Source organism: Prescottella subtropica, assembly GCF_005434945.1.
GTDB classification, from domain to species: Bacteria; Actinomycetota; Actinomycetes; order Mycobacteriales; family Mycobacteriaceae; genus Prescottella; species Prescottella subtropica.
In genome coordinates, this window is sequence record NZ_SKCH01000027.1 from 1 (window position 1) to 12,611 (window position 12,611).

General features: G+C 72.1%; 9 protein-coding genes and 1 riboswitch. Of the genes, 7 read left to right on the forward strand and 2 right to left on the reverse strand.

Annotated features, from left to right (window positions below; all coding sequences use genetic code 11):
- Positions 1 to 249 precede the first annotated feature (249 nt).
- Positions 250 to 1,812, reverse strand: coding sequence for a DUF3459 domain-containing protein (locus tag E0497_RS17750; protein WP_137726125.1), 1,563 nt, complete (start codon positions 1,810 to 1,812; stop codon positions 250 to 252).
- Positions 1,813 to 1,908: 96 nt separating this feature from the next.
- Between E0497_RS17750 and E0497_RS17755 the strand changes: the two genes are divergently transcribed.
- A complete protein-coding gene (locus E0497_RS17755; RefSeq protein ID WP_161987440.1) occupies positions 1,909 to 2,763 on the forward strand; it encodes an SAM-dependent methyltransferase in 855 nt (284 codons plus the stop codon).
- A 4-nt stretch (positions 2,764 to 2,767) separates the two neighbouring features.
- Here the strand turns inward: E0497_RS17755 and treY are convergent, their stop codons facing one another.
- Positions 2,768 to 5,137 (reverse strand): malto-oligosyltrehalose synthase, encoded by a 2,370-nt coding sequence (gene treY, locus E0497_RS17760; RefSeq protein WP_137726127.1) that lies wholly within the window; start codon positions 5,135 to 5,137, stop codon positions 2,768 to 2,770.
- A gap of 71 nt (positions 5,138 to 5,208) precedes the next feature.
- Here treY and E0497_RS17765 point away from each other — a divergent pair, with 71 nt between their 5' ends.
- The 6 genes from E0497_RS17765 (at position 5,209) to E0497_RS17790 (ending at position 12,577) form a co-directional block, all read left to right on the forward strand.
- Positions 5,209 to 7,557, forward strand: a complete 2,349-nt coding sequence (locus E0497_RS17765; protein WP_241665951.1) for a glutamate--cysteine ligase — start codon at positions 5,209 to 5,211, stop codon at positions 7,555 to 7,557.
- An 11-nt stretch (positions 7,558 to 7,568) separates the two neighbouring features.
- A riboswitch (adenosylcobalamin (AdoCbl) riboswitch) is annotated at positions 7,569 to 7,720 on the forward strand.
- A 1-nt stretch (position 7,721) separates the two neighbouring features.
- Complete coding sequence (locus E0497_RS17770) at positions 7,722 to 8,738, forward strand: ABC transporter substrate-binding protein (RefSeq protein ID WP_206663654.1); 1,017 nt, start codon at positions 7,722 to 7,724, stop codon at positions 8,736 to 8,738.
- Complete coding sequence (locus tag E0497_RS17775) at positions 8,735 to 9,772, forward strand: FecCD family ABC transporter permease (protein ID WP_137726128.1); 1,038 nt, start codon at positions 8,735 to 8,737, stop codon at positions 9,770 to 9,772. Before E0497_RS17770 ends, E0497_RS17775 begins: the two co-directional genes overlap by 4 nt.
- A gap of 7 nt (positions 9,773 to 9,779) precedes the next feature.
- Positions 9,780 to 10,535, forward strand: coding sequence for an ABC transporter ATP-binding protein (locus E0497_RS17780; protein ID WP_206663655.1), 756 nt, complete (start codon positions 9,780 to 9,782; stop codon positions 10,533 to 10,535).
- The gene (locus E0497_RS17785) at positions 10,532 to 11,335 is read left to right on the forward strand and encodes an LLM class flavin-dependent oxidoreductase (RefSeq protein WP_161987441.1); all 804 of its coding nucleotides are present in this window, start codon (positions 10,532 to 10,534) and stop codon (positions 11,333 to 11,335) included. Before E0497_RS17780 ends, E0497_RS17785 begins: the two co-directional genes overlap by 4 nt.
- A gap of 9 nt (positions 11,336 to 11,344) precedes the next feature.
- Positions 11,345 to 12,577, forward strand: coding sequence for a PucR family transcriptional regulator (locus tag E0497_RS17790; RefSeq protein WP_137726131.1), 1,233 nt, complete (start codon positions 11,345 to 11,347; stop codon positions 12,575 to 12,577).
- The last annotated feature ends 34 nt before the right edge of the window (positions 12,578 to 12,611 follow it).

The following is a 12,611-nucleotide window of genomic DNA, read 5'->3' on the forward strand; positions in this document are numbered from 1 at the left end:
CTCCTCGTCGACCGGGGTGACCAGTCCGCCACCCCGGCCCCGACGCAGCGGTGGACCCCCGAGTCGATACCACAACGACTGCGCACCCCGCCGTGACATCCCTACCGCCCGGGCCGCTTTCCCCTGCGGCACACCACCACAGATCAGCCGGACGAACCGCCGCCGATTCAACAATCCCAACGCCATCCCAGCCTCCTCACGATCACCTTGTTGCTGTGACCATATGAATCCGCCCTCCACTGCGGGCTGTTACTGCGTGTGCCTCTCGGGCGATGCCGCAGCAACAGCCCGCAGTGCTGTGTCCAGGACCGCGAACGACTGTCCGGGCACGGTGACGGCCGACGCTGTCTCGTCGACGTGCGGCTCGTCCCACCACAGGACGGGGATCCCGCCGATCGGGACTGCCACCGGTCCGTCCCCGAGGTTGCACACGACACGCAGTTGTCCGCGGATCAGGGCGATCCACCGGGCGTCCTCGTCGTATTCGATGCGGAGGTGTTCGAGCCACGGGTCGGTGAGGTCGGCGCGGGCGTGCCGGAGTGCGATCAGCCGGCGGTGACAGTCGAGTAGCCGGTCGTGCCCGGGCCGGCCGGGTTCGGTCCAGTCGAGCGTCGACGACGCGCCCGTGCCCCATTCGTCGCCCATGAACAGGGTCGGCGTGAACGGGGAGCACAGGACGAGGGCGGCTTCGACGGCGCGCTGCCCGGCCGTGAGTACCGGCCCGGAGTGTTCGCCGGTGCCCCGGCAGCGTCCGGTGTACGCGATCATCGCGTCGGCGGGAACATGCCGAATGTCCATGGGACGTCCGTGGTTCCGGCCGTGGAACGTCGAGTAGGCGCCGCCGTGGAAGTAGCCGTGGGTGAGGGTGTGGGCGAGGGCCCGGATCGAGCCGAAGTCGCCGTAGTAGCCCTGCCGTTCCCCGGACACCGCGGCATGCACCGCGTGGTGGACGTCGTCGGCCCACTGGGCGTCGAAGCCGTAGCCGCCGGCAGCGCGGGCGGTGACGATCCTCGCGTCGCCCGACGCGCTGTCCGCGACCAGGGTCAGGGGGCGCCGCAGATGCGCGGCCAGACGGTGGGTGTCGATCGACAGTTCCTCGAGCACGTGGATCGCGCCGTGGTCGACGAGGGCGTGGGTGTCCTCGACCCGGACGGCGTCGAGGTGGAAGTCTCGGAACCAGTGCAGGACGCTGTCGACGATGTGCCGGCGGACCCCGATGCTGCCCGGCCCGGACAGGTTGAGCGCACCGTCGGCGCGGTAGGGGGCGACGCCGTCGAGTTCGGGGCCGGTGTGGTGGGCGACCGTGGTCGCGACCGCCAGTCCGCGCTGATGACAGGCGTCGACGAGTCGCTGCAGCCCGTCCGGACCGCCGGACGCCTCGGCGACGGCGAACCAGGCGGCGCCGTCGGTGACCGGGCACAACTCCACGAACCCCACCCCGAGGTCCACGAGATGGTCGAGGCAGTCGATTGCGGCGTCGAATGTGCCCGTCTCGGTGAATGTTCCGACATCCAGCGCGTAGACGACGTTCCCGGCGAGCTGCCGTCCGGTCCACTCCGCATCCGTCCAGCCGACCGGATCGAGATCGTGCACCTGCGACAGGGCGTGGGGGCCGTCGGGTTGGCGCGTCGACCGCGGATCGGGCAGCACCGCAGGCGCGTCGTCGAGCACGAATCCGTAACGGGCCCCGGCCGTCACGTCGATCTCGGCGCGCCACCAGCCGTCGGGGGTGCGGGCCATGTCGTGATCGGTGCCGTCGATCCGGACGCGCACCATGGACGGTGTCGGGGCCCAGACCTCGAAGGTGTGCACATGCCCAGCATGCACCGGATGCGCGGTGGCCGCACAGCGTTTCCTGGAGGACAATCGGCGGTGGACCGACTGTGCGGGGGCGAGGAGGTAGGTGTCGTGAACCGACCCGAGGGTGTGGGTGCGACGGCGGTGTTCGTCGCCGCGGGACGAGCATTCGAATCCGAACGTGACGATCATCTGTTCGACGATCAGTGGGCGGGCAGATTCGTCCGCAGTGCGGGCTGGGTGCCGTCCACCGAGGCGATGGACGACACGAGCCGCGAGATGCTGACGACGTGGATGGCGGTGCGGACGAAGTTCCTGGACGACTACGTGCTCGCCGCGGTGGCCGGCGGCTGCGGGCAGGTGGTGCTGCTCGGTGCGGGCCTCGACTCCCGCGCGTTCCGGCTGCCGTGGCCGAAACCGGTCACCGTGTACGAACTCGACACCAGCGAGATGGTCGCGTTCAAATCCGCGGTGCTCGGTGCGGCGACACCCGGCGCGGCGACGCGGATCGTCGTGCCGATCGACCTGCGTGACGACTGGCCGGCCGCCCTCACCGACGCCGGATTCCTCCCCGACGTCCCGACCGCGTGGATCCTCGAGGGGCTGCTGCTGTACCTGCCCGAGGATGCCGTCGACGGGTTGATACGCCGGGTGGGGGACCTGTCGGCGCCCGGCAGCGAGATCGGTGCGACCGTCACGAACGTCGACGTCGAGGCGGTCCGCAACGATCCCAACGCGTTCCAGCACGGGTTGCTCGGACGCGAGGAATGGCTGGACCTGCTCAACTGGAACGGCCCGGACGATCCCGAGATCTGGCTCGGCGGCTACGGCTGGGACGCCACCGCGGTCCCGACCGACGACCTGACCCGCCGCTACGGCCGCACCCTGTCCACGGAGGCGATGCAGCGTCCCGCGCGCCCCGGGGACCGGTGGATGGTGTCGGCGGTGCGACGCCGGGAAGCCTGAGCGCTCACCCGCGGTCCAGTCGCACCAGGAGCGCCACCGGCAGTCGGTCGAACACGGACGCGAGCCGGGCGGTGCCGATGTGGACGTCGCCGCTGACCCGGTCGAACCATTTTCCGGTCGGCAGGGTCACCGCGGTGGTGCCCCAACCGGTTTCGGTCAGCCGGATGCTGTGGCGGGTGGCGAGGGCGATGACGTCGGCCGGGCCGTCGGCGGGGCCGCGGGCGTATCCGAGCAGATGGTCACCGGCCGGGCCCACGGCGAGTATCGGCCGGTAGCGGCCGCCGACGAAACTGTCGGGGCGTTCGCGGCGCAGTCGCAGCGCCGTGCGCGTGACGTGCAGTTTCGTCGCACCGGACGCGTCGAGCGGTGGCGCATCGACACCGGGGGTGTCCATCGACGTCAGCAGGTCGCGGCGCACCCGATAGTCGACGGGGCGCCGGTTGTCGGGGTCGACGAGCGCGTCCTCCCACAGTTCGGTGCCCTGGTACACGTCCGGGATGCCCGGCCCGCACAGCTGCAGCAGCTTCTGCCCCAACACATCCGACCAGCCGTGCGGGGCGAGTTGCCGCGCCACCGCGTCGATGCTACGGCCGACGGGGCCGTCGACGACACGGTCGATCCACGCGTGCAGTGCCGTCTCGAACGTCGCGTCGACGGCCGTCCACGACGTGCGCAGACCGGCCTCCCGCGCTGCTTTGACGGCGAACCGGTGCAGCCGGTCCCGGAACTCGGATGACGTCGCCGCCGCGGTGCCGGATCCGTGGACCGGCCACACCCCGAACATGTTCTGCCACAGGAACAGTCCCGTGACACCGCCGGGGCTGGGGGTCGTCATCTCCCAGTCGGCGATGCACCGCATCCACAGATCCGGCACCTGGGAGAGGACACCGATGCGGGCGCGGACGTCCTCGCCGCGTTTCGTGTCGTGCGTCGACAGGGTCGTCATCGTGCTCGGCCGTCTCCGGGCCCGTTCGGCGGCCCGGAGATGGAACTCGGCGGGCGACATGCCGAATCGTCCGGGGTCCGAACCCAGTTCGTTCAGCGACACCAGGCGGGCGGTCCGGTAGTACAGGCGGTCCTCGACGGCCTTCGCGGCGACCGCGACGCGCACCTGCCGCAGCCGGGTCCGGGATTCGGTGCCGGCCGCGACGGCCCCGGCGAGGACGGTCAGGGCGGTCAGGGTGGTTTCTGCCGCGGGCCGCGACTCGAGCAGGTCCGCGATCACGCGGGGGAGCGGAACCTCGGACGGTTGCGCGAGTACCTCGACGAGGATGTCCCGCAACAGGTCCGGGCTGCAGAACGCCGGTGATTCGCGCAGCACGGTCCGCCCCAGCCGGGCCACATCGGCCGCCAGTTCGGTCCGGGCGACGTCCCGCCGCAGCTCGGCGCCTGTGTCGCGCAGCCAGTCCCGGTCGCCGGCGGCCCCGGCCCGGCCGGCGAGTTCGGCCAGCACCGCGGCCCCGGCCGGGTCGAGGAACACGCTGCCGTATTCGGTGAGCGCGTCGTATCCGGTGGTGCCGTCGACGGGCAGTGTCGGGTCCAGGGATTCGTCGGGTCCGAGGATCGTCTCGATCACGAGCAGCCGATCGGGTCCGAGCAGTCCGCGTAGCCGGCACAGATAGTCGCCGGGGTCGGCGAGTCCGTCCGGGTGGTCGACGCGGACCCCGTCGACGAGGCCGTCCCGTACCCACGTCGCGAGCTGGCTGTGGGTGGCGTCGAACACCCGCGGATCCTCCTGCCGCAGCGCCGCCAGGTCACCCACCGTGAGGAACCGGCGATACCCGACGACCCCGTCCCGCCACGGCACCAGCCGGTACACCTGCCGGTCGTGGACCTCGACGGCCGGCCCGCCCTCCGTGCCGGGCGCGATCGGCCACCGCCGGTCCCCGAGCGCGAGGACCGGGTCGTCCCCGTCGCGGTCGATGCGCAGCCCGAGCAGGTCGGCGGCGTGGTCGAGGACCGGTAGCGCGATCCGTCCGGCCGCGCCGTTGTCGTCGTGCCAGTCGATGTCGAAGAACGGGGCGGACGCGGAACGGCGGCCATAGGTCAGCACGTCCCACCACCACGGGTTCTCGTGCGGTCGGGCGACACCCATGTGGTTCGGGACGAGGTCGACGATCAGACCCATGCCGCGGTCGCGCAGCTCCGCCGACAGCGCCACCAGCGCCGCCCGTCCACCCAGCACAGCCGACACCGTGGTCGGGTCGGTGACGTCGTAGCCGTGCGTCGATCCGGTCGTCGCGGTGAGGATCGGCGACAGATACAGGTGGGAGACGCCGAGCCGGCCGAGGTAGTCGGCGAGGCGGCGGGCGTCGTCGAGCGTGAACGTGCCGGCGCGCAACTGCAGCCGGTACGTCGCGGTGATCGCCCTCACGCCCGGAACACTAGCCGCCCGGAGTTGCCGGCTCCTTCCGGAAACCCGGCCTGCGGCGTTAGCCTGACTGGGTGAGTGTCCGCCGGAAGGTGGGCGTCGAGGAGGAGTTCCACCTCGTCGATGCTCGGACCCGCCGTTTGACTCCACGGGCGCAGGAACTGCTGGCGCGGCTGCCGGAGGACCGGTTCGTCGCCGAACTGCAGCGGTGCGTGGTCGAGGTCAACGGCAGCGTCGTCGACGACATGACCGCCCTGCACACCGATCTCGTCACCGACCGGCGGCTTCTCGTCGACACGGCCGCCGACCTCGGTGTCGGGGTGGCCGCGGCCGGGGCGATGCCCCTGGCGGTGCCCACCGAACTCGAGGTGACCGGGTCCCCCCGTTTCCGGCACATGCTCGACGAGTACCAGCTGCTGGCCCGCGACCAGCTCATCTGCGGCACCCAGGTGCACGTCGAACTGCCCGACCGGGACGAGGCTGTCCGGGTGGCGGGCCGTGTCGTCCCGTATCTGCCGATCTTCCTGGCCTTGAGCGCGAGTTCACCGTTCTGGGCGGACGGCACCGACACCGGCTACGCGAGCGGACGGGCCCTGGTGTGGCCGCGGTGGCCGAGCACCGGGCCGGCCGCGCAGGTGACGACGGCGTCCGAGTACGACGCACTGATCGACGGCCTCATATCGAGTGGGGTGATCTCCGATCCGGGGATGGTGTACTTCGACGTCCGGCCGTCGGCGCACCGGCCCACCCTGGAGCTGCGGGTGTGCGACAGCTGCCCGCACGTGGAGTCGGTGGCGTTGATCGCGGCCCTGTTCCGGGCCCTCGTCGACCGGGAGGTGGCCGCGGTCCGGGCCGGTGAGCCGCCGCCGACGGTCGCCCCGACGCTGGCGCGGGCGGCCCTGTGGCGGGCGGCGCGTTCCGGTCTCGAGGACGGGCTGGTCGACGTGGACCGGGCGGTTCCGCGGCCCGCCACCGACCTGGTCGGGGAGTTCGTCGACCGGCTGCGGCCGCACCTCGAGGACACCGATGACTGGGACACGGTCACCGACCTGTGCGCCCGCGCGCTGCGCGACGGCAGCTCGGCGGAGCGGCAGCGTCGGGCGCTGCGGCGGCGGGGCCGGCTCACCGACGTCGTCGACCTGCTGGTCGCCGAGACGGCGGACCGGTCCCTCGCGGTGCCGGTGGAGCCGCCGGCCGCCGTCGAACCGGTGCGCGGGGAACCCACCACCGCGCACCGGCACCACCACCGCGCCGGGACGTTCCGGCCCGGAGTCGTCGGCGACACCACCGGGCTCACCGACACGCAACTGGTCGGGTGGCGCCGGGATCTGCACGAACATCCGGAACTGTCGTTCGAGGAGCGGCGCAGCACGACACTCGTCGCCGATCACCTGCGGGCGCTGGGCCTGACGCCGGTCCTACTGCCGGGCGGCACCGGACTGTGGTGCGATCTCGGCCCGGCCACACCGCAGTGTGTGGCGTTGCGCGCCGACCTGGATGCGCTGCCGGTGCCGGAGGCGACGGGACTGCCGTACGCGTCGACGGTTCCGGGTGTCTCGCACGCGTGCGGGCACGACGCCCACACTGCGATGCTGTTGGGGGCCGCGACCGTGCTGGCCGCGGCTCCGCCGCCGCAGCGGGTGCGACTGGTGTTCCAGCCGGCGGAGGAGACGACACCCGGCGGCTCCGTCGACACCATCGCCGCCGGTGTTCTCGACGGCGTCGCGAAGATCTTTGCGCTGCACTGTGATCCGCATCTGCAGGTCGGTCGGCTGGCCACCCGGACCGGGCCGATCACCTCCTCGAACGACGCGGTCACGGTGCGGTTGTGGTCGGCCGGTGGGCACACCGCCCGCCCACATCTGACCGGTGACCTGATCCACGCCGCCGCGGTGCTGGTCACGGGGATGGCGTCGGTCCTCGACCGTCGGCTCGACGCGCGCACCGCGACGGTCCTGACGTGGGGCCGGATGGCGGCCGGGCAGGCCGGTAACTCGGTACCGGAGTCGGGTGAGCTGGTCGGCACGCTGCGCAGCGCGTCCCGGGACACGTGGGCGAGCCTCGAACCGCTGGTGACGCGCACGATCGGTCAACTGCTGGCGCCGTACGACGTCCGGCACGAACTGTCCTACCGGCAGGGGGTGCCGCCGGTGGTCAACGACCCCGACTGCACCGAGGACCTGCGGGAGGCGATCGGTGCGGTCGTCGGCGACGACCACCTGGTCGAGGCGTCGCAGTCCAGCGGCGGGGAGGACTTCGCGTGGTATCTCGAGCAGGTGCCGGGGGCGATGGCCCGGCTCGGGGTGTGGGACGGCACCTCGCCCCGCGAGGACCTGCACCAGCCGGCGTTCACGCTGGACGAGCGGGCACTGATGCTCGGGGTCCGGACCTTCGTGGCGCTCGCGCATTCCGGTCTCGGCTAGTATTCGCGACGTCCAACATGTTTCGGACAGCGCTACGGGTGGAAGTCCGGTGTGAATCCGGCACGGTCCCGCCACTGTGAGCCGCGACGATGCGTCGCGGCGAGTCAGATCGCCCCGCTGTCCGCTCCGGCTTTCGAGGCGTGCGACCTCGGAAAGGAACCTCGGTGCTCCGTCCTGCCCCCTTCTCGTCCCGACGCGTCCTGGCGGCCCTGCTGCTGGGCTCGGCCACCGTCCTCACCGCGTGCGGCCAGGCCGTGGCCGACGACCCCGCCGCCGCGGACGGGACCCACTCGTTCACCGACGCCGACAACTGCGGTGTCACCACCGAGTACGACGCCGTCCCCGCCCGCGCGGTCACACTGACGTCGAACGCCACCGAGACGATGCTCGAACTCGGGCTCGCCGATCGGATGGTCGGCACCGCGTACATGCGTGGCCGGGAGATCGCCCCGGACTACGCCGCCGCGTACGCGACGGTGCCGGTCCTGTCGTCGGAGCAGCCGACGATGGAACAGCTCGTCGACGTCGACCCCGACTTCGTCTACTCCGGCTACCCGGACGGGTTCAGCGAGAAGAACAGGCACACCCGCGAGCAACTCGCGCAGGTCGGCGTCGACACCCGGCTCAACGCGGAGGGATGCTCGACGGCGCCCGTCGGCATCGACGGCATCTTCGACGAGATCGCCACCGTCGGAAATATTTTCGGTGTTCCCGACCGGGCGGAGGCGTCGGTGACGCGGCTGCGGGAGCGACTGGGCGCCGTCCGCGACCGGATCGGCGACGAACGCCCCGTCACGGTGTTCCTGTACGCGTCGGGCACGGACAAGGCACAGACCACCGGCGGCAACAGCACGGCGACCGCGCTGATCGAGGCGGCCGGCGGCGTCAACGTGTTCGCCGACGTCCCGGAGCGCTGGATGAGCGTGTCGTGGGAGCAGGTCGCCGACCGGGCGCCCGACGTGATCCTCGTCCGCGAGGAGGGCACCACCCCGGAGTACCGGTCGCCGTCGGTGGAGAAGAAGATCACCGACCTGAAGTCGGTGCCGGTCATCGCCGACACCCCGGCGCTGCGGGACGGCCGGTTCGCGACGGTCACGCTGTCGCAGCTGCAGCCCGGCCCGTACTCGATCACCGGTGTCGAGCACGTGGCCCGGCAGCTCCATCCCGCCGCCTTCGAGTGATCGGGCAGGCGCAGCGCACCCGGTTCCGGGTGGTGCTCGCGATCGCGACGATCGTGCTGCTCGTCGTCGCGACCGCGGGTATCCTCGTCGGCTCGGTCGGTGTCGACCCGGCGACGGCGTGGCGGATCCTCGGGCACCGGATCGTCGGATCCGGGATGATCAGCCCGGACTGGACGCGGTCGCAGGACCTCATCATCGCCGACGCCCGCGCCCCCCGGGTTCTGCTGGCCGGGGTGGTCGGGGCGGGACTCGCCCTGGTGGGCACCACGATTCAGGCGGTGGTGCGTAACCCGCTGGCCGGGCCCGGCATCCTCGGGGTGTCCGCGGGCGCCGCGGTCGGCGCGGTGGCGGTGCTGCGGTTCGGACTCGGCGCGCAGGCGGTGCTGCTGCCGGTCGCCGCATTCGGCGGGGCGCTCGCCGCGATGCTCGTCGTCCTCGTCGTGGCCCGCGGCCGCGGCGCGCTCGAACCGACCCGGCTGGTCCTCGCCGGCACCGCGGTGTCGGCGGTGCTCAGTGCGCTGACGTCACTGATGGTGCTCACCTCCCCGGATCAGAGCCTCGCCGGGCAGGTCCTGCAGTGGACGCTCGGCGGATTCGGCGGCGCCCGCTGGGACCGACTGCTCGTCCCGGTCGTCGTGCTCGCGGTGTCGTGCCTGGCGCTGATGCCGCTGGCCCGGCACCTCAACGTGCTCCTCGCCGGCGACGAATCCGCCACCGCCCTCGGCCTCGACGTGCGCCGCATGCGGTTCGGGCTGATCGTCGGCTGCGCGGTCCTCACCGGGGTCCTCGTCGCGGTGTCCGGTGTGGTCGGCTTCGTCGGGCTGATGATCCCGCACATCGCCCGCATGCTCGTCGGCTCCGACCACCGCCGGGTACTGCCCGTCGCGCTCGTCGTCGGTGCCGGGTTCGCGATCGCCGCAGATCTGGTGGCGCGCACCGTGATGATCCCGCAGGAGATTCCCGTCGGAATCGTCACCGCGCTCGTCGGCGGCCCCTATTTCGTGTGGCTGCTGCGCCGCACCACGAGCCGGTGAGGCGATCGTGCTGACCTTCGACCACGTCACCGTCCGCGCCGGGCACACCACCCTCGTCGACGACGTGTCCCTCGACGTCCGGGCGGGGGAGGTGCTCGCGCTCGTCGGACCGAACGGCAGCGGCAAGTCGTCGCTGCTGCGCACCGCCTACCGGGCGATCCGGCCCGCGTCCGGGACCGTCACCCTCGCCGGACGGGACGTGTGGCGCACCCCGGTCCGCGCGATCGGCCGCACCGTCGGCGTCGTCGCCCAGCACACCCCGGCCGACTTCCCGCTCAGCGTCGCCGACGTGGTGCTGCTGGGCCGGGCCGCGCACAAGGGACTGTTCGACGCCGACGACAGCCTCGACCACCAACTGGTGATCGCGGGACTCGACGCCGTCGAGATGCTCGATCGTGCCGACGACGACTTCGCGACCCTCTCCGGTGGGGAACGGCAGCGGGTGCTGGTGGCGCAGGCGCTCGCGGGGGAGCCGTCGGTACTGCTGTTCGACGAACCCACCAACCACCTCGACGTCCGACACCAGTACGCGTTGATGAAACTCGTTCGCGCCCAGTCCTGTACGGCTGTCGTCGCCCTGCACGACCTGGGTCTCGCGGCACGTTTCTGCGACCGGGTCGCGGTCCTGCACGACGGCCGGGTGTGGGGGGTGGGGACACCGGAGGAGATCGTCACCGCGGGACTGCTCGACGAGGTGTACGGGGTGAAGGCCGACATTCGGGCGCACCCGATCGACGGCAGCCCGATGGTGGTCGTGCTGTGAAGTGGGGTGTGCTCAGCCACGTGGACACCGACCCGCGTCCGGGCGTCGCGATCGAGCAGACGATCCGGTTGGCCCGCGTCGCCGAGGACCTCGGATTCGACTCGTTCTGGATCGCGCAGCACCGCTTCGGCGACCAGCGCGGCGTGATGCCGAGTCCGCTGGTGCTGCTCGCCGCCCTCGCCCGCGAGACCGACCGCATCGAGTTGGGGACCGCGTCGATCGCGGCCGCATTCGAGGATCCGCGCCGGCTCGTCGAGGACGCCGCCGTCGTCGACGCACTCACGTCGGGTCGGCTGCAACTGGGGCTCGGGAGCGGATCGTCGCCGCGGGCGTCGGCGGCGTGGGGACTCGACCACGACGACCGCCGGGCCCGGTTCTGGCGGACGGTCGACGACATCCTGGGTGCCGCCGACGGTATCGGTGCGGGGGAACGGCACACGGTGGTGCCGTCGGCGGCCGGTCTACGGGAACGCACCTGGATCACCAGCGGCAGCGCGGGCGGGGTGCGGTCCGCCGCCGACCGCGGGCTCGGCCTGATCGTCGGACGCCGCTCCGTCGGCCCGGACGGACCCCGCGCCGAGGACGAACGCGTCGCCGGACTCGTCCGCGACTACCGCCGGTACGCCGGGGACCGGGCGCGGGTGGCACTGTCCCGGCCGATCGGCGCGGTCGAGGACCTACGCGACGACCCGGGAGCCGCGCTCGCCGACCACATTCTGATCCACAACCGCCCGCACACCGTCCCCCACGAGGCGACGGTGGCGGGCCTGAGACTGGTTGCGGAGCGGATGCGGGGCTAGGTTGGCGGCATGGGGGAGCAGTCGCGCGCCGAGATCTGGTTGCGGACCTACATCGCCTCGACGTGGACGCCGGACGAGTTGCACGCGTTCCTGGACGGGCTCGAGGAGTCGTTCGCCGCGGACGTGCCGGAGTTGGCGGCGGACGCCGAACTGCATCGGGACCTGCGGGCCGCGCTGCGCAGCCAGCTGGCGGTGTTCCTCGATGCGAGCCGGCTGCCCGAGGGTGGCCCGGTCACCGCACCGGTGTCCGCGGAGGCCCACGCCCTGGCCCGCACCGTCGCGCAACGCGGCCTGGAACTGCGGGTGCTGTCGCAGCTCTACCACGCCGGACATCGCGCGGTGCTCGGGTTCGCGACCGGATTCCTCGAGCAGGAGGACCTCGATCCGCGATTCGTGCTGCAGGTGCTGACCACGATGTGGTCGCAGACCAGTGAACTGCTCAACACGATGCTCGACGAACTCGCCGTCACCTACACCGACGAGCGGGAACGACTGCTGCAGGGCGCGTTCGCGTCCCGGCTCGAGGCGGTCCGCGAGATCCTCGACGGGGTCGGGGTCGGGGTCGGGGTCGGGGACGAGGCGCAGGCGTCGAGCCGGCTCGGGTATCCGCTGCGGCTGCCGCACACCGCGATCGTCGCCTGGATCGACGACCCGGCTGTCTTCACCGGCTCCCTCGACACGGTGGTGACGCGGATGGCCGACGGCCGGCGGGTGTTGACGGTGCCGTCGGGGGCGCGCGGCGTGTGGGCGTGGATCGTGCACGACGCCGCGGACATCGGTATCGACGACGTGCCGGCGGGCGTGCGGATCGCGGTCGGCGACACCGCCCCCGGCATCGACGGGTTCCGGCGCAGCCACCGCGAAGCCGCGGCGGCGCAGCGGATCGCGGAAACGGCAGTCGCAGGCGCCCCGGTCACCCGCTACACCGACGTGGAGGTGGTGTCGCTGCTGTCCGCGAGCCCGGAGGCGACGCGGGTCCTCGTCGAGCGGGAACTCGCGGGCCTGCTCGGCGCCGATCCGGCGTCCGGGCGTCTGCGGGACACCCTGCGAGCGGTCTTGGGCTGCAACGGCAACCACGAGGCCGCCGCGAGGCGGCTCGGCATCCACAAGAACACCGTCCGGTATCGGATGCAGCGGATCGAGGAACTCCTCGGCGGGGATCCGTCGACGCGCAGGCTGCCCCTCGAACTCGCGTTGGAATGGGTGACGGTGTCCGGGGTGGATGGAGTGTCCGGCGGGTAGGGCGACCGTCACGGTGCATGATGTTCCGGGAACC

What these genes read in the sequence shown, in the direction of transcription:
- E0497_RS17790 (WP_137726131.1), top strand. Translation starts at nt 11,345, where the DNA reads ATGGGGGAGCAGTCGCGCGCCGAGATCTGGTTGCGGACCTACATCGCC.